Annotated in this window: 17 protein-coding genes; 15 read left to right on the top strand and 2 right to left on the bottom strand. The window is 53.0% G+C overall.

All coding sequences use genetic code 11. The features are described 5' to 3' along the window. Window positions 1-8 precede the first annotated feature (8 nt). The 13 genes from R50912_RS27700 to R50912_RS27635 all read left to right on the top strand — a co-directional run bounded on the left by R50912_RS27700 (window position 9) and on the right by R50912_RS27635 (window position 16283). On the top strand, window positions 9-893 hold the full coding sequence (locus R50912_RS27700) for a glycine betaine ABC transporter substrate-binding protein (protein ID WP_231637725.1): 885 nt from the start codon (window positions 9-11) through the stop codon (window positions 891-893). A 360-nt stretch (window positions 894-1253) separates the two neighbouring features. Next, complete coding sequence (locus R50912_RS27695; RefSeq protein WP_042220053.1) at window positions 1254-1868, top strand: TVP38/TMEM64 family protein; 615 nt, start codon at window positions 1254-1256, stop codon at window positions 1866-1868. 671 nt (window positions 1869-2539) lie between these two features. Continuing rightward, window positions 2540-3799 carry a sporulation protein YunB gene (gene yunB / locus R50912_RS27685; RefSeq protein WP_081956692.1) on the top strand — a complete coding sequence of 420 codons (1260 nt, stop codon included), beginning with the start codon at window positions 2540-2542 and terminating at the stop codon, window positions 3797-3799. Between the two features lie 650 nt (window positions 3800-4449). Beyond that, on the top strand, window positions 4450-6063 hold the full coding sequence (locus R50912_RS27680; RefSeq protein WP_042239522.1) for a response regulator: 1614 nt from the start codon (window positions 4450-4452) through the stop codon (window positions 6061-6063). Next, window positions 6060-7826 (top strand): sensor histidine kinase, encoded by a 1767-nt coding sequence (locus R50912_RS27675; RefSeq protein WP_042239520.1) that lies wholly within the window; start codon window positions 6060-6062, stop codon window positions 7824-7826. Before R50912_RS27680 ends, R50912_RS27675 begins: the two co-directional genes overlap by 4 nt. Window positions 7827-7954: 128 nt before the next feature. Next, on the top strand, window positions 7955-9358 hold the full coding sequence (locus tag R50912_RS27670) for an ABC transporter substrate-binding protein (protein ID WP_052416725.1): 1404 nt from the start codon (window positions 7955-7957) through the stop codon (window positions 9356-9358). Between the two features lie 182 nt (window positions 9359-9540). Beyond that, a complete protein-coding gene (locus tag R50912_RS27665; RefSeq protein ID WP_042239518.1) occupies window positions 9541-10428 on the top strand; it encodes a carbohydrate ABC transporter permease in 888 nt (295 codons plus the stop codon). Continuing rightward, window positions 10425-11255 carry a carbohydrate ABC transporter permease gene (locus R50912_RS27660; RefSeq protein WP_442950495.1) on the top strand — a complete coding sequence of 277 codons (831 nt, stop codon included), beginning with the start codon at window positions 10425-10427 and terminating at the stop codon, window positions 11253-11255. The genes R50912_RS27665 and R50912_RS27660 overlap by 4 nt, the downstream gene beginning before the upstream one ends. An 18-nt stretch (window positions 11256-11273) precedes the next feature. Further along, entirely contained in the window at window positions 11274-13115 is a 1842-nt protein-coding gene (locus tag R50912_RS27655; RefSeq protein ID WP_042239516.1) for a glycoside hydrolase family 127 protein, read from the top strand. A gap of 33 nt (window positions 13116-13148) precedes the next feature. After that, window positions 13149-14039, top strand: a complete 891-nt coding sequence (locus R50912_RS27650; protein WP_231637724.1) for a glycoside hydrolase family 43 protein — start codon at window positions 13149-13151, stop codon at window positions 14037-14039. Window positions 14040-14174: 135 nt separating this feature from the next. Beyond that, window positions 14175-15179 carry a glycosyltransferase family protein gene (locus tag R50912_RS27645; RefSeq protein WP_042239511.1) on the top strand — a complete coding sequence of 335 codons (1005 nt, stop codon included), beginning with the start codon at window positions 14175-14177 and terminating at the stop codon, window positions 15177-15179. A 111-nt stretch (window positions 15180-15290) separates the two neighbouring features. Further along, window positions 15291-15593, top strand: coding sequence for a hypothetical protein (locus tag R50912_RS27640; protein WP_197072994.1), 303 nt, complete (start codon window positions 15291-15293; stop codon window positions 15591-15593). 21 nt (window positions 15594-15614) lie between these two features. After that, entirely contained in the window at window positions 15615-16283 is a 669-nt protein-coding gene (locus R50912_RS27635; protein ID WP_081956689.1) for an alpha/beta hydrolase, read from the top strand. Window positions 16284-16514: 231 nt separating this feature from the next. On the opposite strand, the gene R50912_RS27630 is transcribed toward R50912_RS27635, so the two are convergent. Then, a complete protein-coding gene (locus tag R50912_RS27630) occupies window positions 16515-17531 on the bottom strand; it encodes a LacI family DNA-binding transcriptional regulator (RefSeq protein WP_042239505.1) in 1017 nt (338 codons plus the stop codon). Window positions 17532-17649: 118 nt separating this feature from the next. On the opposite strand from R50912_RS27630, the gene R50912_RS27625 reads away from it, so the two are divergent. Continuing rightward, a complete protein-coding gene (locus R50912_RS27625; protein ID WP_042239503.1) occupies window positions 17650-19350 on the top strand; it encodes an alpha amylase N-terminal ig-like domain-containing protein in 1701 nt (566 codons plus the stop codon). A gap of 25 nt (window positions 19351-19375) precedes the next feature. On the opposite strand, the gene R50912_RS27620 is transcribed toward R50912_RS27625, so the two are convergent. Continuing rightward, window positions 19376-20488, bottom strand: a complete 1113-nt coding sequence (locus R50912_RS27620; RefSeq protein WP_042239501.1) for a M23 family metallopeptidase — start codon at window positions 20486-20488, stop codon at window positions 19376-19378. 225 nt (window positions 20489-20713) lie between these two features. Here R50912_RS27620 and lipA point away from each other — a divergent pair, with 225 nt between their 5' ends. Further along, window positions 20714-21619, top strand: coding sequence for a lipoyl synthase (lipA, locus tag R50912_RS27615; RefSeq protein ID WP_042239499.1), 906 nt, complete (start codon window positions 20714-20716; stop codon window positions 21617-21619). Window positions 21620-21919 lie beyond the last annotated feature (300 nt).

Genomic DNA, 21919 nt, shown 5'->3' with positions numbered 1-21919 from the left:
AAATTCATATGAGTAAATTTAAATCGATGAAACTGAGCCAGCTCGGCTTGATTATGCTATTGATGATGGTTGTTGTTATTTCCGGATGCTCGTCCAAGGATAATTCTTCGGTGAAGCTGGCTTATGTAGCCTGGGATTCGGAAATTGCCAGCACAAACGTGGTTAAGGAAGTACTGGAATCGAAGCTTGGCGTTACGGTAGAAATGCTCCAGGTCGATGCCGGTCCAATGTGGGCAGGGATTGCTGATGGAAGTGCGGATGCGATGGTAGCCGCCTGGCTGCCGGGTACCCATGCTTCCTATCTGGAGAAATACGGCAATGATATCGTAGATGCCGGTGTGAATCTGGATGGAACGAAGACTGGACTTGCCGTTCCTGCATATATGGATATCAATTCCATTGAAGATCTGAACAATGCAGAAGTTGCAGCTTCGCTGGATAACATGATTATCGGAATCGAACCGGGGGCCGGAATTATGACGGCTACCGAAGCCGCAATTGAAGCGTACGGATTAAGCGATTATACGCTGCTTGAGAGCTCTTCGGCGGCGATGGCACAGGAGCTGCAGAAGGCTTTTGACAACAATGAACCGATTGTAGTTACCGGCTGGACTCCGCACTGGATGTTCGCGAATATGGATCTGAAATATCTGGATGACCCCAAGAAAGTATACGGCGGTGCTGAACAGATCCATACTATGGTACGGAAAAGTCTGAAGGATGATATGCCTGATGTTTATCTGTTCTTAAGTCAATTCAAGTGGACCGCAGACGATATGGCTCAGGTTATGGTCAAGATTCAAGGCGGACAATCGCCGGAGGAAGCGGCCAAAGATTGGGTCGATAACAATGAAGCCAAGGTGAATGAGTGGATTACCGGAGTGAATTTGTAGAGATTGTTCCGTTAATCAGTGATTTGGCAGAGAAGAACGATGTGTGCTATGATTGAAAGAACTAGGCTACAATTCTGTAACTTGTACGCTAACGACTGTTCTTTAGATGTACATATCATAAGCAAACTCATTCAACAAACACCCCGAGAGGGGTGTTTTTCTTGAAAAGATAAGAATGTATATGCTTCGCGTAATAAATGTTCCTTATCTTTCTCGCTGAAACGGTACCGTCCTTTTTAAAGGACGGCAACGCCGTTTCCACTTGAGATTCACGAAACAAACGTTAATGAGCGATTCCCTTATGTTCAGTATGAAATCAGGAGACAGCTGCTGCAAGGAGTCAGGAAAGGGGAGAACTCCGTGACTGAGACCATTAATGCCTGGATCGATTGGCTGCTGCAGAGTCTTGGACTGAGCGGCCCTTCCATTCTATTCGCTACCGTTCCACTGGCGGTACTGCAAAGTTTGTTCGGATTTTTCCCACTCGCGATCCTGATTGTGCTTCATGTCTCTGTATTTAATGTTATTGGCGGGATGATTGTCAGCTGGCTGGCCTGTAATATTGGTGCGGTGCTCGTCTACTTCCTGTTCCGGCGTTATCTCTTTGAGTGGTTTGACCGGAAATGGGGATATAAGCTGAAGCGTTATGACAAATGGCAGATGTACCTGGACCGCTATGGCATCTGGACCCTGGTGCTGCTGCGCACGATTCCGATTGTGCCGAGCAATATAATCAATCTGATGTCGGCTGTTTCTCCGATTAAGCCTGCTGCATTTATCTGGGGGACGGTGCTTGGAAACCTGTCTTATATCTGGCTGTTTGGAACGATCAGCTCCTCGCTGATTGTCCCCCGGGAGGAATGGAACGGATTCCTTACGTGGTATGCGGTGTTTATGGTGATTCTGATCGCTATTTTTGTCCGCCGTCATTGGGGGCATCTGCAGGAGGATAAGCGCAAGCGGATGGGGCATTAGGTTTATCTTTAAAATATGCTGAAACGGCTTCTCCTCCTCTAGAAGGACGGAGAAGCCGTTTCAACTTGTTGGCTGGTAAATTATGTATGGGTAATCCCGCTGAAGCCGCCGGAAGCGGGTGGCAGGCGGAAATGAGGGGCAAAAGTGCCCCTGAATTCGCCAAAAGTGGGTGGCAGGCGGGAATGAGGGGCAAAAGTGCCCTTGAATCCGCTGAAAGTGGGTGGCAGGCAGGAATGAGGGGCAAAAGTGCCCCTGAATTCGCCAAAAGTGGGCGGTAGGAGGAAATGAGGGGCAAAAGTGCCCTTGAATCCGCTGAAAGCGGATGGCAAGCAGGAATGAGGGCATTATTGTGCTTGATTTCCCCGGGGGCTTCCCAGAAGTAGTCTGAGTAGATCAATATAAGCGCATAAACTCCGGCTGAATTTACCCGTAAGGGTGATTTTTGTTCAAAAATAAGAATTTATAGGTTTCACACGATAACTTATCCTTCTATTTCTCGCTGAAACGGTAACATCCTTATACAAGGGCGGTAAAGCCGTATCTACTTCTCCAAAGAGGAATATTTCTGCGGTGTTCTGCCGCAGGGATGTTCTTCTTTTTTGCGTTCGTCCCGAATAGCCTATAGTACATGGGCGGCTTGACCGCAGGAATGTCGGGAGGGACTGCAAGGCATGGGCAGAATCAGAAAATGGGGGAACCGGCGGGCAGGCGCATCACTCTTCAGCCGTCTGCGGCTGCCGAGGTTCAGCTGGAGCGGGTTGCCGAGACCAGCCGGACGCAGCCCGGCGTTCAAGGCCAAACCGTCGAAGGCAGTCTTCCGGCCGCCGGGTTCGGGAGCAAGATTCGCGGCGAAGCCGTCCAGGTCCGGGGCAGGGGCATCAAGCCGGGGCGGTGTATTCGTGGCGAAGCCTTCGAGGTCGGGAATCCGGCCGGACAGGAAGGAAGCGGGTTATGAGACGGCTTCGCCCGGTGCAGGAGCAGGCGCTCCGGGCTACCGTGTCTGGCGTAAAGCCAGCCGGAGCGGGGGATTCAGCCTGTTCCGCGGCCGGGAGCGGAAGAAGCAGGAGGCCGTGGCCGGGAAAGGCCGGAAGCCGCGCCGCCGGGGCAGATTCTGGATCATCCTGAGCCTGCTGCTGATTCTGGCTGTGCTTCAGGGGCTGCGTTATGTGGAGCAGCATATGAAGCCGCCGATCCTCCATCTGGCGCAGATCCGGGTGAAGCAAATCGCTACGGAATCCATTAACAAGGCGATTACTTCCCAGGTTGCGGACGGGGGGAACGCGGAGGCGCTGATTGACTGGAAGACAGATAAGAACGGCAAAATATCCGGGTTCATGCTCAACTATAAGGAGCATATGCGGATTACTTCACAGGCGGCCGAGGTCATTCAGTCCACGTTGCAGGAGCTGCATAACCAGACGGAGCATATTCCGCTGGGCCAGGCGCTGGGCAGTCCGCTGATTGCTTCATTTGGGCCGGATATTCCGATCAAAATCGAACCGCAGGGCGCGGTAAAGGTGGAGCTGAACACGCGGCAGCAAAATGCCGGCATCAACATGATTCTCGTTGAAGTCTTTATTCATATTGTGACCGAGGTTGCGGTCGTCATTCCGTTTGATATGGAGCCGCAGATCGTGGATACAGAAATTCCTGTCTCCTACCTGATGGTTGTCGGCGATGTCCCGATGTACTATTACGACAATCAGGGCCAGCCTGTCGGCGAGAACGGCAGCAGCGCGCCGGGAATCGCTATTCCCGCACCTTCACTGAACACAGAGAAGAGCGGCACTGGCACGGACGGTACAGCTGTTGAGGGAAGCGGGGGGGCGGGGAATACGAACAGCGGAGAGAATAACACACCGGCCGGGAGCGGCAACTCTGCGCCCAGCACAAATGCGGGGAATGCCGGGGCCAATGCGGGAGGAGAGTAATGGGATATTTGACGGGTAGAACATATAAATGAGTAGAACATATAAGTGGGTAGGACATATAAGTGGAAAAACTCCATCTGCTGTTGGTAGAATCTCTGATTCCGGGGACTTAGTTGGAAAAACGGCACTTAATTTCAGCGGGATTCGCTGACGGCGGGGTTATAGGCAGGATTAAGTGTCATAAATCCAATTAATTTCTGTAAAGCAAGCAAACCGGAATGATTAAGTGGAGAAAATCCAACTGCTGTACCTTGAAGGGTCAGGGACAACGATAATGCGGGCCTGCGGGCCGTTGAAGCGAAAATGAAAAAGACTATAATCCGCAAATACAGGAACGTTAGCTTCTCTTGACGTGGCATAGAAACGTGAAACCATCGTACCGATTGCTGTTTACGTGTCAGGAACGTTAGCCTCTCTTAACGTGGCATAGAAACGTGAAACCATCGTACCGATTGCTGTTTACGTATCTGGAACGTTAGCCTCTCTCAACGTAGCTTAGAAACAGCTTCTCTCCAGGACTCCGCGCACGCTCCCAATAATATTCCACCAAACCAATATTAATGCACTATGAATAAGCCGGAACGGCTTTTATAATTAGGGCAAAGATGCAGCTTATATGTAATTCACACCAATTCGGGGGGCTGAGCATAGTGAGAATATTGATCGTGGATGATGAGCCCAGACATCTCAGAGGGATGGTCAATCTGATTGGGCGGCTGCGGCCGGAGGACCAGGTGGTGGTGGCGAAGGATGGCTTGTCGGCCATGGAATTGGTGAAAGCCCATGGCCCGGAAGCCATATTGACGGATATCCGCATGCCTGGCATGGATGGACTTGAATTTCTGGAACGACTTAAGGTAGATGGCATTAAAACCAGGGTTGTAATGGTATCCGCTTACAATCTGTTCGAGTATGCGCAGAAGGCGGTTCGTCACGGCGCTTTTGATTACCTGCTGAAGCCGGTGGAGATTGAGAAAATTGTGGATGTCTTAAGCCGGATTGACCTTCAGCTGACAGCGGAACAGCAGCAGTACCGCGAAGAAGAAGAGCTGCAGCACCGCCTGAAGCTGGCTTCTTCCGCCTACCTGAGCCGGTTGATACTGTCCTGGCTGAACGGTAGTGCGGCCCCGGAGGAGCTGGAGGAGCTGAATCGATATGAATGGCTGCGGGAGAGCGGTGTGGCTGTGTATTCGGAGCTGCAGCACCGCCAGGACAGCGGAGAGCAGCAGGACAGCAGAGAGCAGCAGGACAGCAGCTCCTTCGCCCGCTCTCTGGAGCAGGCCTGGTCTGAGTGGGGGGAGGCTATAACCGTTCCCTTAAGCGGGATGATGGAGGACGGCGTTCAGGCGGCCGTGACCTTGATTACGCTGGAAGAACTTACCAAATGCAAGCGGGAGGAGGCCCGCTACATCGCACAGTCTTTGGAGGCGGAGTGGGCGCATGCGGGACAGCTTGTCCACGGGATTGGGCCGCAAAGCCATTCCCTGCTTACCGAAGCGCCGCGGTCGTATCTTGCAGCCAGGACGGCCAACAGCTACAATTTCTACGATTTCCGGCAGGGGCTGCTCTTTGCGGATGAGCTGATCGTAACCCCCGGGACTGGGACTACCGATTGGGGCAGGCTGTACGATGCTTTGAAAATGGACGATGCAGCCCTTGTTCAGGAAGTCTGCGCTGAGACCGTCTATCAGCTCGCGGACGCCGGACAGGCCAGTCCCATGCTGCTGAAGGAGCAAGCCTCGCTAATGCTGCTGCAGATCCGGAGTGACCATCAGGATATACTGGACAAAAAGACGGGGCAGATGCTGACCGATACGGCCACGATGCTGATCCGTTCATGCCGTTCATATCAGGAATTAATGACCAAACTTAACCATGCTCTCCGGGAAGCGCATCTAGCCCTGTCCTTATCCAGACAGGATCAAGGGGAGGTGGTCATCGCGGAATGCCTCGGCTGGATACAGGGGCATACGAAAGAGAACCTTACACTGGAAAGGGCAGCGGAGCATTTTCACTTTAACCCCTCCTATTTCAGTACGCTGATCAAGAGCAGGACGGGAAAGACCTTCTCCGAGCATGTGACGGCGGTCCGTATGAAGCGGGCCAAAGAGCTGCTTGCAGCGGAGCGGTTCAGAGTATATGAAATTTCCTTGGAATGCGGATTTCAGGATACGAAATATTTTTGCCGTGTATTCAAGAAGTATCATGGCATGTCGCCAAAAGCGTATAAGCACGTACTTTCGCAAAGGAAACGGGAGGCATGAAGATTACCTTCCGTTACCGGCTGCTGGCAAGCTACATCTTGCTGATCGCGGTTCCCCTGCTCGTACTGGGGGCATTGTTCTATCGGACCAGCCTGAAGATTATCACGGAGCAGGCGCAGAAGAATGTGTATGAGATTGTCAAAAAAAATAACGAAGTCATGGACACGAAGCTGCGGATCGTGGACCAGAACAGCATGTCCTTATTTCTCGATAAGGATCTGTTCCGCATTTTTAGCCAGCTGGACCCCGCGAACCAAGTGGAGCTTTTTGCAGCGGACCGGCAGGTGACGGCAGTGCTCAGCAAAACCTTTTCCCAGAACCAGGATATCTATGCCTACCAGCTATGGACCTCCTACTTTACCTTCGGACAAACGCTGCCGCAAGGAGACCCGGTTCAATCGGATATATACGATCTGGCCCGGCAGGCAGGGGGGAAGCTGGTGTGGATTCCTACCTATGATTTCGTATCCATGTTCAACCAGCCTTATCTGCAGGACGGGAATCTGGAGTTCCGTTATTTGTTCTCGGCCGCGCGCCTGCTTGATTTCACGTATCTCAGCAATACGAAGCTGGAGAAAATGGATGCCGGGGTGGAACGCCCTGTACTTGCCATTAGCTTCAAATCCGAGGTGCTTAAATCCTTGTATGAGGACAGCATACCGGGAAGCTCGCGCTATATGGTGCTCGATCCGCATGATAAGGTGGTTGCCAGCAGTGAGCCGGGGGCTGTTGCGCAGACCTATAAGGAGGCGTGGCTGGACGAGCTGCAGCAGGAGAAAAGCGGGGCGCGGAGAATGACGCTGGACGGTAAAGCGGTGATCGTCTGCTTTGACCGCTCGGAGGTTACCGGCTGGATGTCTGTCGTGTGGATTCCGGAGGCAGGGCTGGTGAGCAGCTTTGTGCCGGTGATCCGCGCTTCCATTACTGTCATGGCCGTTGTGATGGGGATAGTGGCGCTTATCCTCGCTTTTTTCATTGCCGGCAAAATTACCAAACCGATCAAGCGGCTGTTAAGCGCGATGAGATCGGTGGGCGAAGGAGATTTCCAGACCCGCGTGGATGTGGTAAGCAATGATGAGTTCGGCGTTCTGACGCAGCGCTTTAACCGGATGAATGACCGGATCCATCTGCTGGTGACAGAGAATTACGAGACCAAGCTGAAGGAAAAGGAAGCCGAGATTCAGGCGCTGAACATGCAGATGCATCCCCATTTCCTGTACAATACCCTGAATGTGATGAACTGGACGGCGATTGAGAATGATCAGCAGGAGCTCAGCAAAATGCTTGTCTGCCTGTCCAATATGCTGCATTATACCTCGAGGAAGACATGGGGCGCCGTTCCTTTGTCCGAAGAAATGAACTGGATGAATAACTATTTCTATATTATGTCGATCCGGTTCGAGGACAAGTTTACTGTAGAGGTTGATATGGACCCGCGGCTCTTCGAATACGAGGTGCCACGGCTGCTGTTCCAGCCTTTTGTGGAGAATGCGATTCTTCATGGCTTCGATCAGACCGAATCGGGCGGCATCATCGGGATCCGCGGCTGGATTAACGGCAGAACCCGGCATTACGAGGTGGCCGACAACGGCCGTGGCATGAGCCAGGCGACTGTAAATGCGATTTTGCACCAGAAAGCATCTTCCGTGGGCATTAAGAATACCATTGACCGCATTCAGATGACCTATGGCGGCGAGTACGGAATCTCCATCTTCTCTACTCCGGGAAAAGGCACAAAGGTGGCCATTACACTGCCGCTGTAAACCCAATCACAGTCCACCAATCCAAAGAGATTAGGGTTATGTAAGCGCTATCCTGTAATTTATAATAAAGGCATCATAGACTGCAGCTATGAACCCGTTGAACTTAGAAATCGAGAGGGGCTCGGAATATGTTGCTACCAAGAAAATCGGTCTTCATTACATTGGCTCTGATTCTGATGCTAGCCGCTGTGCTGTCTGCGTGTTCGAAGTCGGGTACAGCAAGCCCTGAGACTTCCGCGCCTTCCGGAAATGCCGGGTCGAAGGAGAACATTACGCTGCGGATGACTGTATGGGGATCACCGGAAGAAGTGGCTCCTTACAAAAAAGCCATCCAGAACTTCGAGGCCAAGCATTCAAATGTCAAGGTTGAGCTTCAGCATATTGCCGCTGATTATGATACCAAGCTGACGACAATGGTCGCCGGAAATGATGTTCCGGATATTGCCATGATGGAATCGGGTACGATTGCCTTTCCGATGGCGGAGCAGGGCAAATTCTATAATCTCCAGGAATTTCTCGATACGGATGCCGATATCAGTCCGGATACGCTGGTTCCCAATATTACCTATTCACTGGAGCCGGGCAATGTAATTGGAATCGGACCAGGGCCGGAATCCTTCGGACTGTTCTACAATGAGGATATCTTCAAGGAAGCTGGAATAGAGCCTCCCCCGTCGAATGTGGCGGATGCCTGGACCTGGGATGAATTCGTCGAGGTCGCCAAGAAGCTGACTGTGGACACCAATGGCAAAACAGCAGCCGACCCGGACTTCGATCCCAAAAAAATTAAGCAATATGGCGCAAATCTCTCCACCTGGTGGGGGGTATACAGCAACTTTATCTATTCCAACGGCGGGGATTTCATCTCGGCGGATGGCAAGACCTTCGCGCTTAACCAGCCGGAAGCTGTTGAAGCCCTCCAGAAAATAGCCGATCTGATGAATGTGCACCACGTATCCCCTTCACCCGTGCAGTCGAAGAATATTCCGGCAACGAATGTAGCCCTCCAGACCAAGAAGGTAGCGATGACGGTGGACGGGCAATGGGCAAGCGCAGGCCTCGCCCAGTCGAAGTTCAACTTTAACGTCGGGGTCATGCCTGTAATGAAAGAGCCGGTAACCACCGTGGTCTGCGGCATGTTCTCCATCTTCAAATCCACCAAGCATCCACAGGAGACCTGGGAGCTGCTGAAGGCGCTGCTCGATCCTGAAGCTTCCATTGATATGCTTACAGCCGGAACTTGGATGCCTTCTCCCAAGGACTGGTACACCGATCCGGTGCTGCTGGCCAAATGGACAGAGAATCTGGATGCCAGACCCTCCGGCTATAAAGAAGCCATTGTCGATGTAATCTTGACCAAAGGGCACCAGACGCCGACCGGCTATGTGAAGAATTTCAACAATATTATGGATCTGGTTAATCCCGCCCTGGATAAGGTATGGCTCGGCCAGCAAACCGCCCAGGCAGCGATGGACTCAATCGCCGTAAAGGCTCAGGCCCAAATTAAGGGACGCCGTGATATCAAGGAATAAACAACTGCGAAACTAGTAGCAGGGAGCGGCGTCCGAACCCTCGTTCGCCGTTCTTTTTGCAAATATAAGAATTTATATGCTTACGCTTTAAATTATCCTTCTATTTCACGCTGAAACGGTACCGTCCGTCTAAAGGACGGCAAAGCCGTTTCTACTTGCGAAATTCGAGACTGGAGGCCGGTATGCGAAAGGGAATGTTCTATGGGCTGCTGTTCACCGCCCCCGCCATACTTGGGTTTGCCATTTTTACGCTGGGTCCCATGATCGCCAGCCTGGTGCTCAGCCTGACCAACTATAATGTGTTCCAGGATCAGACGTCTTTTGTCGGTCTGGATAATTTCGTGCGGCTGTTCTCAGGTAAGGATGAGCTGTTCTATAAATCGCTGGGGATTACCTTTTATTTCGTCGTGCTGCGTGTGCCTGCAGTTATTCTTATTTCTTTCGGCATCGCGCTTCTGCTCAATCTCAATGTAAAGGGAAGAGCCATCTTCCGTACGATCATCTACCTTCCGAGCATCGTTCCTGCGGTGGCCTCGGCCATGATCTGGATGTGGCTGCTCAATCCCGATCTGGGCCTCATCAATTCGCTGCTCAGCCGGCTGCATCTGCCGACCAGCGACTGGCTGTATGGGGAGAGCAGTGTCATCCCGTCAGTGGTTCTTACCACGCTATGGGGCATCGGCAGCACGGTGATTATTTTTCTCGCCGGACTTTCCGGCATCCCCCGGCAGTATTACGAAGCGATTGAGGTGGATGGAGGCGGCTGGTTCCGCAAGCTGAGCCACGTGACAGTTCCTATGGTCACCCCTACGATCTTTTTCAATACAATCATGACCATAATCGGCTCCTTTCAGGTCTTCAACGAAGCTTATATTCTGACGCAGGGCGGACCGAACAACCGGAGTCTTTTCTATGTATTTTATTTGTGGAGAACAGGCTTCCGGGATGCCGAGATGGGATATGCGTCCGCGCTGGCCTGGATCTTGTTCATCATTATTCTGTTCTTTACCTTTATTGTCTTCAGAACCTCGAAGTCATGGGTGTATTACGAAGGGGGGGACCGTGCTTGAGGCCATCGAAGCTTTCCCTTACCGCAAGCTACGGAGCGCTTATCCTGATCTCTGCCATGTTCGTCATTCCGTTTGTCTGGCTGATCCGGAGCTCTCTGATGAATTTATCGCAGATATTTACCATGCCTCCCGAATGGATACCGAAGCCGTTTCAATGGAGTAATTTTCATAAGGCGCTTACGGTGCTGCCGTTCGATGTTTTCTTCAAGAACACACTGATCATCGTGGTTACGGTGCTTGTAGGGACCGTAATTACCAGCAGCATCGGAGCCTTCGGATTCTCACGGATTCAGTGGAAGGGCCGGGATACGGTGTTTGCCATCCTGATGACCAGCATGATGCTGCCGGCAGCGGTAACGATTATCCCGAGCTTTCTCGGCTGGCAGGCGCTGGGCTTCTACGATACGCTGTATCCGCTGATTGTACCCGCTTATTTCGGCGGCGGAATCTTCAATATCTTCCTGCTGCGGCAATTCTATCTGACGATTCCACGCGATTTTGATGAAGCGGCCTTTGTGGACGGGGCGAATTACTGGCAAATCTATACCCGGCTCATCTTTCCCTTAAGCCGTTCCGCGATCATCGTGGTTGCCTTATTCAGCTTCCTGGCCTCCTGGAACGATTTCATGGGCCCGCTGATTTACCTGAAAAGCGACAGTCTCTTCACCCTTGCCCTGGGCCTGCAAATGTTCCAGGGCACCTACACCGCGCAGTGGGATCTGTTGATGGCGGCCTCGGCCACCGTCGTTCTGCCCTGCGTCATTGTGTTTCTGGCCGGGCAGCGTTACTTTCTGGAGGGTATTACCTTAACGGGATTAAAAGGATAAAGGAGGCGGGTAACGGAAATGGCAGAGCAACAAGCGAAGCTGCACGCCTGGCAGGGTGTGTCTTTTACGAGCATAACAATCAATGACAAGTTCTGGAAGCCGCGCCTGGACGTACTCCGGCAGATCACTCTGCCGGACTGCTTGTCCAAATGTGAGGATACCGGGCGCATCGATAACTTCGCCAAGGCCGGGGGCTTAATGGAGGGGCATTACGAAGGCAAATATTATAATGACTCGGATGTCTACAAGGTGCTTGAAGGCATAGCCTATGCGCTGATGTCGGGGCGGGATGCGGCGCTGGAAGCTGAAGCCGACCGGATTATCGGGCTGATCTCGGCAGCGCAGGAAGCGGATGGATACCTTAGTGCTTACTTCACACTGGAGCATCCGCAGGGCAAATGGACGGACATGGAGAAGCACGAGATGTATAACGGCGGCCATTTGATTGAGGCGGCGGTTGCCTATTATGAAGCGACCGGCAAGCGCGGGCTGCTGGAGGTGGCCTGCCGTCTGGCCGATCATTATGATGAGGTGTTCGGCCCCGGCAAGCGGCACTGGGTGGAAGGGCATCAGGAGATTGAGCTGGCGCTGGTGAAGCTCTACCGCGTGACCAGGGCCGAGCGCTACTGGAAGCTTGCGCTGTGGCTGCTGGAGGAGCGCGGCCATGGATATGGCGCGGGCGCGATCTGGGACAATCCGGAATGGGGGCCGGCCTATTGTCAGGATGATGTTCCTGTCCGTGAGATTAAGCAGGTGACCGGGCATGCTGTCCGTGCCATGTATATGTACACGGCCATGGCGGATATTGTCCATGCTTCAGGGGATTCCGCTTATGCGGAGGCGCTGCACCGGGTCTGGGCCCATACCGTAGAGCGCAACATGTACGTAACGGGCGGCATTGGGCCGTCCAGGCATAACGAAGGCTTCACCTTCGATTATGACCTGCCCAATGAAAGCGCCTATTGCGAGACCTGTGCCGCCATTGCCATGGTGTTCTGGAATCACCGGATGAACCTGACGTTCGGAGACGGCAAATACGCCGATGTGGTAGAGCGTGAAATGTACAACGGCGCCTTGTCGGGAATATCCCTGTCCGGGGATAAGTATTTCTATGTCAATCCGCTTGCTTCGCAGGGCGGGCATCATCGTGTGCCCTGGTTCGAAACCTCCTGCTGTCCAACCAATCTGGCCCGTTTTCTGCCTTCGCTGGGCCAATACGTCTATGCTACTGCAGAAGAAGGCTTGGTGGTCAATCAGTACATGAACAGCGAGGCAGAGCTTGTGCTGGGCAGCGGACTGGGCGTCAGGCTGAAGCAAAGCACACAGTATCCCTGGGAAGGCCGGATCGAGCTTGAGGTGAACCCTGCAGCAAGTGCTGACTTCAGCATCCGGCTGCGTGTGCCGGAATGGTGCAGGGGATACCGGCTGGAGGCTGGCGGCGTCAGCATCAGCGGGGCCGGAGCCCTGACGGATCAAGGGTATCTGGTGCTTAACCGGCATTGGTCGCCGGGAGATACGGTTGTGCTTGAGCTGGATATGCCGGTGAATCTTGTGCGGGCCAGGCCGGAAGTGGAGGCGGACAAAGGGAGGGTTGCCGTTCAGCGGGGACCCATTGTGTATTGTCTGGAGCAGACGGATCATCCCGGATTGTTCTATGATGCCTGCTCCATTCCGCCCCGGGCGAAATTCCGGGTGGAACACCTGCCGGAGCTGCTGGGCGGGGTGACGGTGCTGCAGAGCCGGGATGAAGAGGGCAGACCGCTCCGGTTCATTCCCTATTACGCCTGGGACAACAGAGCGTCCGGCTTCATGCAGGTCTGGATCCGGGAACAGGAAGAGAACGGACTATACAGCTGTTAATATGCAGGTTGCGGAGAAAGGAGGGAGGTTCGCTTGCGAGGAATTACGAACCCGATCGTGCCGGGCTGGTATGCAGACCCCGAAGCCAGGACCTATCAAGGCAGGCATTATATTTATGCCACCAGATCATTTACGGAATATACCCTGCAGATGAATCTGGATGCCTTCAGCTCCGGGGACCTGATCCATTGGAAGGTCCATGAGAGCATTATTGAAATGGATGATTTCCCCTGGATCTGGAGGGCGGTATGGGCACCGACCCAGATTGAGCATAACGGCCGGTATTATCTTGTCTTTGCCTCGAACGATATCCAGAAGGACGGTGAAGCCGGCGGGCTGGAGATTGCCGTTGCGGATGCTCCCGAAGGCCCCTACAGGGGGTACCTCCACAGGCCGCTGATCGGCAAGTTTATTCACGGTGCCCAGCCCATTGACGCCCATCTGTTCAAGGATGATGACGGTGCAATCTATCTGTATTACGGGGGCTGGGGACATTGCAACATGGCCCGGATGAATGAGCAAATGACGGGCTTTGTCCCTTTCCCGGACGGACAAATGATCTGCTCTATTACCCCGCCGGGTTATGTGGAAGGACCGTGCATGATCAAGAAGGACGGTCTATATTATCTGATGTGGTCGATGGGCGGGTGGACCAACGGGACCTACCGGGTAGCTTACGGCGTAAGCGATAATCCGCTGGGACCATTCGATAACAAAGGGACCATACTGGAGAGGCAGGAGCCTCTAGCGGAAGGTCCCGGCCATCACGGATATTTACATCTTCCTGACCGCGATGAATGGCTGATCGTCTATCACCGGAGGCTTATCGGAGACCCGGAGCCGGGCAACCGTATGTTATGCATCGACAGAATGGAATTCGATGCCGATGGAATCAAGCCGGTAGTGATGACAGACAGGTGGTAAGTGCGACCGCTGCAGCTTGACGTGGGTATCCGCTTTGCGGACTATCTGCCGAATACGGCATAAACAGGGATACCTGCCCTATCCCGCTCATACACTATAGACAGCGCAGTTATGACTAATGGAGTGTGAGTCTGGTTGTCCTATGAAGCGATGGATGCAATCAACACAATTAAAACCATGAATACTGTAAAAGCTGTCAGCACGGAACGTCTGGCCGGAAGATACAGCTGTCTGGAACGGGAAGGGCTGCTTCCGCTGCCGGTGCAGGGAGGGGTTATGCTTGTAGTGGAGCTGCGGCATGCGCAGTGGTCGGCGGAGTGTCTACGGCTGCTGCTTCGGCACTCCGGTTCTTCTGTCCGGCTGATTGCCGTTCCGATGACTGCTGAGTTTCCGCTGCAATGGTTGTCAGAGCAGTTCTCGGGGGAGGCGAATCTGGTATTTCTCCCCTTTACCGCCGGGAATTATAGGGTGAATGAGGCCTTGGCTTATGCTGAGACCTCTTTTGTCGTTCTGCTGGAGGACCGTGTGATGGTGTCCCCCGGCTGGCTTGGGAATCTGCTATGGCCGCCTGTTGATGATCCGGCGGTGGGCGTGGTGGCTCCGCGTTCCTCCAGTGAACGGGGAGAGGGGCAGGAACAGCTGCATTTTGCCGGATACTCTGAACTGTCAGCTTATGCAGCCCACATCCTGGACAAAAGGCAAGGGGAATGGAGGTATGCGGAGGTACTGGGCGGGTCCTGTCTGCTTATAGCAAGAGAGCTGCTGCTGAGGGTAGGAGGCTTCGATTCATCACTGGTGGAGCGCAGGCTGATCATTGCCGACTGGTGTCTGCGGGCCCGGATGCAGGGGGCAAGTCTTGCACTCAGTGATCCGGTATATGTGCATGTCCTTCACCCGATTGAGGAAGGAACTGTGATTAACGCAGGCAATGCGTCCTTTGCACCGGGGGAGCGGGCATACCGCCGGAAATGGAATCTGCAGGGCAATCCTGCTGATGCGGATCTGCTCCAGATTCCCGGTGATCTGTCTGCTTGTCTGCCGGAGCCGGCAATTCCGCTGGCTCGGCATACGGCGGAGACGCCGCTTGTGACCACTGTTGTCTATTTCGAAGAAAACTTGGACGGCAGCGGATTCGCGTGAGCGGCAGCAGACGCTGCAGGAAGGCCAGAGCTACAGCAATATCCGCTGGGTGTGGGTCCGGGACAGCTGAGCCAGTCTTTTCCCGAATTCCCGGTTCATGAGCGTGACGCTGTGATTACTGTGCATGGCGAGAAGCCCTGGCTGCACGCGCTGGAGAATATCTCGGCTCTCTATGGCAGCGAAGTCATTGTCTACTTATCTGCTTCTGCGGCATATGACAGCCGTTACATCGAGAAGCTGGTGGAAGTCCTGCAGCATAGCCAGGCGGATATTGTAGTCAGTGCGGACTATGCAGCGGGAGGGCTTCTTCCGCATTTCTCTCAGGATACCGGCCAAAATCCAAAAATAGCAGAACAGGGAGTAAACCTTGACTTCAGTTCAATTAAGGTTTATTTTTCTATAAATGGATATTGATAAGGTGTGAAATGAGGAAAAATGATGAATAGCTGCTTGTTTATACACGGCTTCACCGGAGGCGAATATGAGATTGCTCCACTGTCCCAGTTTCTCGGAGCACATGATTGCCTGTCCAGAACGTTTACGTTACAAGGACACGGGGGCAGCCGGAGTGATCTGCTCCAGTCGGACCGCCAGGGTTGGCGGCAAAGCGCCGAGGATGAGCTGAGTACATTGCTTACCCGGACAGAGGGCGTACATCTGATAGGTTTTTCTACTGGCGCTCTGATTGCTTCCCACCTATCGGTTCAATATAAGGCCAGAATCAAATCACTGACTTTGCTGTCCACCCCTGTGTTTCCGCTGAATCCGGTCCAGATCCTGCGGACGCTGGGGCAGCCGGCGATGATCAGGAATTACATCCGTAAATGGGGCTCCACTCCCGCGAAGGCCACAAGAGAATTTCAGCGTCTGGTCCGCGAGAGCTTTGAGATCTATCCGCAGATGGATCTGCCAACCCTGATTGTGCAGGGCAAGCGGGATCATCTGGTGAAATTCAAAAGTGCAGGTTATCTGGAGCAGACCATCTCCTCAGGCCGCAAGCAGGTGCTGATTATGGAAAAGAGCGGGCATATGGTCTGCCACAGCGAGGAGAGCCCGGCGATGATGAGGGAAGTGCTGCAGTTCATCCGCAGCTCCGGTCATTAATTCAGGGATGATAAACGGACAAGCTGAAGAGCCCCTTTCACAATTCAGTGGTAGGGGCTCTTCGGCATGCAGTTTCTATTGTATGATTTCACATTGACATTGCCTGTAGCGCGTGTTAATTTCAATTTAAGGAAACCGGTTTCCCGTGAGTGGGGCCGGGATAGTCCACCAAGTCCAGTCCGGGTTATTCATTCGGACGAATTGCCTCATTTAATCTATTCAGTCCGCAGACTACTTACTGCTTCGCAGGGAAGACAACCTGGGAAGCAGCACTGGCTCCAGCAGCTGTCCGCTCACGGTAGTGATCTGGGTGCCAAGCTTGTCCATTAATAACCGTCCTGCAGAGACCCCCAGCTGGAAGGTATCCATATTGAGTGAAGTTAGCGGAGGTGTGGTATAGGGTGACAGCGGATATTCATCGAATGTGGCAATACCCAGCTGCGCCGGAATCTGAACATTCAATTCCCTGGCAGCCTGAAGCACTCCAAAAGCAGAAAAGTTACTCATGCAGACAATAGCATCGGGCGGTTCTGCGCTTTGCAGCAGCTGCATAGCCGCGTCATAGCCATCCTCCTCAGCCGCTCTGCCATTGATAATCCTGTCGCTGCGCACCGGAAGTCCCGCCTGCCGGAGTGTGGCCCTATAACCGGCAATACGGCGGAGGAACAGAGGCTCGTTCTGTTCTCCGCCAATAAAGGCAACAGAGGAATACCCCTGCTCCAGCAGATGCCCAGTCAGCACAGTTCCTCCAAGCTCATTGTCACAATCGACCCATGTCCCGGGAGGATTAATCTCACCGATCGAGATATAGGGGAACTCCAGCCTGTTAAGCTCTGCGCATAGCTCAGGAGTCAGGACTGAAGTGTTGGCAATGATACCGTCCACCCGCTTATTCAGCACCAGTCTATGCAGGAAATGCCCCTCAGCCTGATCATGCTGAATATTGGCAATGGTCAGCTCATATTTCAGAGGTCCGATGACGCTCTCCACCCCGCCGATAATGTTATAGAAGAATTGATTCAGAAATTCGCTTTCCTTAGACATATCGATCAATATTGCGACCGTATTACTGCTTTGTCTGGCAAGTCCGGTGGCAATACTGCTGGGAGTATAGTTCATCTGTTTAATAATATCCCTGACCCGGGTTTTCGTTTCCTCGGATATTTTGGGAGAGTCATTCATTACCTTGGATACGGTGGATTTGGCAACCCCTGCCGCCTGGGCGATATCCTTAATCGTAACTTTCATAGCGATCCCTCTCGGTCATAACGGTATTTGTAATCCATGACAGTGAACTCGTTCTACCTGCCATAATAACACAGATTGTGCAAGCTACTCTATGCAGTACCAAAGGAGAATGAACCTAATGTCCAAGCATTTATTTCTTTACCATACAGCCGAAGACCCTTTCGCTTTCCCTGTAGGTCCCGGCACCCTTAAATTGCGTTTATTTGTGCAGAGCGGACAGTCGCTCAATTGTACCGTTATCCATTCCGACCGCTACGATTCACCTGGCAGCGAGCTTCCGCAGGAGATGGAGCGGACCGGTTCTGCCGGGGCATATGACATTCATGAGGCGGTACTCCGGACGGAGACCGGCAAATGCCGGTATCAGTTCCATATCAAGAATTCCACAGGGGAAAATGTATGGTATGGAGAGAGGGGAATATCTGAGAACCGTGAGCAGGCAGGGGCTTTTCAATATGCATATATTCACCGTCCGCAGGCAACCCTGCTGCCTTCCTGGACAGCAGATGCGATTGTTTATCAGATTTATCCCAGCAGCTTCAACCAGGGGACATTACAAGGCATTGCGGACAAAATCCCCTATTTGCACGGGCTGGGTGTGACCGCCATTTATATGACTCCGATCTTCGAATCGCCTTCTGAGCATAAATACAATACATCGGATTATTACAAGGTGGACCCGGGCTTTGGTACGATGGAGGATCTGATAATGCTGGTTGATACAGCACACCGACACGGGATGAAGGTTCTGCTCGATGCGGTATTCAATCATGCCGGGGATACGTTCTTTGCCTTCAGGGATGTGTTGGAGCGTGGAGAGGCATCCCCGTATAAAGACTGGTTCTATATCCGTTCTTTCCCTGTACGCCAGGCGCCGGTTCCTAGCTACGAGACCTTCGCCAAAGCGGAAGCCAGCATGCCGAAGCTGAATATGGATCATCCGGATGTAGCCGACTATATGATAGAGGTAGCCAAGTATTGGGTACGGGAGGCGGGAATCGACGGCTGGAGGCTGGATGTGGCCAATGAAGTGACCCCGGCCTTCTGGCCGAGGTTCCGCCGGGAATTGAAGGCCGAGTTCCCCGAGCTCCTGCTGATTGGTGAGATTATGCATGCTTCCGGACCATGGCTCCGGGGAGACCAGTTCGACGGCGGGATGAACTACGTGCTGCGGGATGCGGTGCTGGAGTTTTTTGCCGGACAATCTGCGGGCCCGGTCCGCTTTATGGAGCAGGTGCTGCACCAGGAAGCTCTCTACAATGATCAGGCTAATTCAGCTATGTTCCAGCTGCTGGGCAGTCATGACACCTTACGTTTTCTGACTGCCTGCAAGCAGGGAGGCAGGGGCTGGGACCGGGAATCCACAAGCTTAAGCCGGATGAAGCTGGCTGTATTTTTCCAGATGACCTATATCGGTCTGCCTATGATTTATTACGGCGATGAAGTTGGAATGGAAGGGGCTACGGATCCCCACTGCCGGCAGCCGATGGTCTGGGAAGCTCAGGATCAGAATATCCTGCTGCAGGAATGGTACAAACAGCTGATCTCTTTGCGAAAAGAACATGAAGTGCTGCGGACAGGCGGATTCCGCCCGTGGTTTACAGACGAACCCCGCAATGTTCTAGGTTATGTGCGGCGCAGTGAACAGGACCGGATGGGCCTTATAATCAATAATTCTCCTAATGCGTACCAGCTTGAGCTGTGTAATTACCGCTCGGACAAAACCGTGCTGGTTGATCTGTTGAGTGGACTCACCATCCGCACCGATAAGCGGATACTGGTGGAGATTGAGCCGTTTGGCTGTCTGATGCTGTACTAAATGAAGATCTGTATGAAGCAGAGGCTCATTTCTTATTTTTGCTTTTTTTGAGCTGCCGGAATTCCTGATTCTCCCACTGTTTGAGCAGCGGATAGGGATCGAAGGCCCATTCGGTTATTCCGCGGTCACGGTAGATCCCGTAATGCAGATGGGGCGGGAATTTGCCCTGGGTGCCTGGACTGCCGTATCCGGAGCTGCCTACCCAGCCGATGGTCTGGCCCGGAATCACAATATCTCCCCGGGATAAGGACTTCTCATAACCCATCAAATGAGCGTAATAATGGTAGCGGTTCTCGATATCCCTGATGCCGATCCGCCAGCCACCGTAACGGTTCCAGCCCTTGGTCTCCACCACTCCGAAGCAGGTGCTGCGGACGGTCAAGCCATGCGGTGCGAACAAATCCGTCCCTTCGTGGATGCGCGCCCCGCCCCAGCTCCGTCCAGTTCCCCAGGTGCTGCGGTAGGCGTAGTTCGTACCTATCGGCAGCGGGAAGGCGCTGCCTGACAAGTCAAGCCGCCCGAAATGCTCATACAGCTTGGCGAACTGGGCTATCCGCTGAGCCGCACGGCCGTTATGGTAGTACTCCCAGACACCGATGCTGAAGTCGCTGGCCGATCTGCCGTACTTAAGCAGATGCTCTGCCATGCTATAGAGTACATCAATATCATTCCCGGGATCGGCAATGCCATCTCCCGTGCCGTCACGGCCGAAGCCGCCGAAGAAGGTGATGGATTCCGGGAACTTATCCTCCTGATTTGGGTTCAGGGGGCCGGACCATACGGGTGCAGGGATGGAGATCCCGGTGAGCCGGGCCGGAGCTGCTGCGGGGTCTGCTTCTGACAACGCAGGGCTTTTTTTCTTTTTGGCGACAGAGCGTTCATATTGATCAATCGCAGCGAACCGGAACCAGGGAATTCCGGTTGCAGCACTCATCTGTTCATAGAGCACTTTGCGGGCAGCAGCGGCGGCTTCTTTGCTGTCTCCGGCTACGGGACCGCTAGACGTCAGCTCCAGCTTATGATAACGGGCAGCGTGGGCGGGGGTACTCATAGCAGGGCTGCTGCCCCAGAGCAAGGCGGCTGCCGACATGCATATAAGGGTTCTCCGGGTGTTATAACTTCTGAATAGGGCAGGCATAATCTCAACCTCCTGTGTTCCGGACGCTTAGTCATCTATAACATCCTCATGAAATGGCACCTTGCAGGTGCTTTTCTTTAGATTGAAGCAAAAGCGTTATTTTTATCCGTTACCTCCCAAAGGTTCACAAAAACAGGCAAACGACTATTCCACATGCTATAATATGAGGCAGCAACTTTTAACTATGAAAAATGACATTCAGATCGAAAGCGGGGTTTCATCATTTTGACTAATAGAACAGCCAAACAGCCCAAGCCAGACTGGATCAAAATCAAGTTAACCACCGGTGAAGATTATCAGGAAATTAAGGGCATGATGCGTTCCAAGACGTTACATACCGTATGTGAAGAAGCGCGCTGTCCTAATATTTATGAATGCTGGGCGAACCGTACGGCAACCTTCATGATTCTGGGTGATATTTGCACACGGGCTTGCCGTTTCTGCGCTGTAAATACAGGATTACCGACTGAACTCGATCTGCTCGAACCCGAACGTGTGGCTGAAGCTGCAGAGGGGATGATGCTTAAGCATTGTGTGGTTACCAGTGTGGCCCGCGATGACCTTAAGGATGGGGGGGCGCAGATTTTTGCCGAGACGGTGGCCGCGATTCGTAAGCGTCTTCCTCTGTGCAGCGTAGAGGTGCTGATTCCCGATTTCCTGGGAGACCGCGGGAGTCTGGAGATCGTGATGAACAGCAATCCGGATATTCTGAATCACAACATCGAGACCGTGGAACGCATGTCGGACCGTGTCCGGGCCAGAGCCAAATACCGCCGTTCCCTGGAGCTGCTGCGCCGTGCGAAGGAGATTAAGCCGGATATTCCAACGAAATCGAGCATTATGCTTGGTGTCGGCGAGGAGTGGGACGAAATTCTGCAGGCGATGGATGACCTGAGAGCAGTAGATTGTGATATATTGACATTAGGACAATACCTTCAGCCTTCACCGAAACATCTGAATGTGGAGAAGTATTACCCGCCGGAAGAATTCGCTATGCTGAAGGAAGAGGGAATGAAGCGCGGCTTCAGCCATGTGGAGGCGGGTCCGCTGGTGCGCAGCTCCTATCATGCGCATGATCAGGTGAAGTCTGCTGCGGTTGCGCGTGAGGCGCGTTCGGTTTCCCAGGGTTAAGTGGGGCCTTTGGTTTATCTCGTGCTTTATCTTGTGTGCTTTCTATAATGTTTAGTCTTTACCAAAATTTGCTGTGCAAATTTGCCTCGTGACGGAGTCACAGGGGATAGGTTTTTGTTTTAAGGTCTAAGCTTTAAGCCTTTTATTTTTTAGTTTAGTGTTGTAATAAAGGGGCAAAGAACCGATGTTGCGATAGCGACGAGGTTCTGGGGTTTGCGGTTACCCACCCCCTCACGTTGATGGAGTCATGGAGAGGGATTTTGAAATTGTAGGAGCGATAGCGTCCGCCTTTGTTGGCTG

Source organism: Paenibacillus sp. FSL R5-0912 (assembly GCF_000758605.1).
Taxonomy (GTDB): Bacteria; Bacillota; Bacilli; order Paenibacillales; family Paenibacillaceae; genus Paenibacillus_AQ.
Note: the sequence above shows the minus strand (reverse complement) of the source record. Positions and strands in the feature narration are given on the sequence as shown.

Excerpts from the sequence above, each read along its gene's own strand:
- R50912_RS27655 (WP_042239516.1), top strand. The coding sequence starts at position 11,274 with ATGGCAGAGCAACAAGCGAAGCTGCACGCCTGGCAGGGTGTGTCTTTT.
- yunB (WP_081956692.1), top strand. The coding sequence starts at position 2,540 with ATGGGCAGAATCAGAAAATGGGGGAACCGGCGGGCAGGCGCATCACTC.
- R50912_RS27625 (WP_042239503.1), top strand. The coding sequence starts at position 17,650 with ATGTCCAAGCATTTATTTCTTTACCATACAGCCGAAGACCCTTTCGCT.
- R50912_RS27635 (WP_081956689.1), top strand. The coding sequence starts at position 15,615 with ATGATGAATAGCTGCTTGTTTATACACGGCTTCACCGGAGGCGAATAT.
- R50912_RS27665 (WP_042239518.1), top strand. The coding sequence starts at position 9,541 with ATGCGAAAGGGAATGTTCTATGGGCTGCTGTTCACCGCCCCCGCCATA.
- R50912_RS27700 (WP_231637725.1), top strand. The coding sequence starts at position 9 with ATGAGTAAATTTAAATCGATGAAACTGAGCCAGCTCGGCTTGATTATG.
- R50912_RS27675 (WP_042239520.1), top strand. The coding sequence starts at position 6,060 with ATGAAGATTACCTTCCGTTACCGGCTGCTGGCAAGCTACATCTTGCTG.
- R50912_RS27620 (WP_042239501.1), bottom strand. The coding sequence starts at position 20,488 with ATGCCTGCCCTATTCAGAAGTTATAACACCCGGAGAACCCTTATATGC.
- R50912_RS27670 (WP_052416725.1), top strand. The coding sequence starts at position 7,955 with ATGTTGCTACCAAGAAAATCGGTCTTCATTACATTGGCTCTGATTCTG.
- R50912_RS27630 (WP_042239505.1), bottom strand. The coding sequence starts at position 17,531 with ATGAAAGTTACGATTAAGGATATCGCCCAGGCGGCAGGGGTTGCCAAA.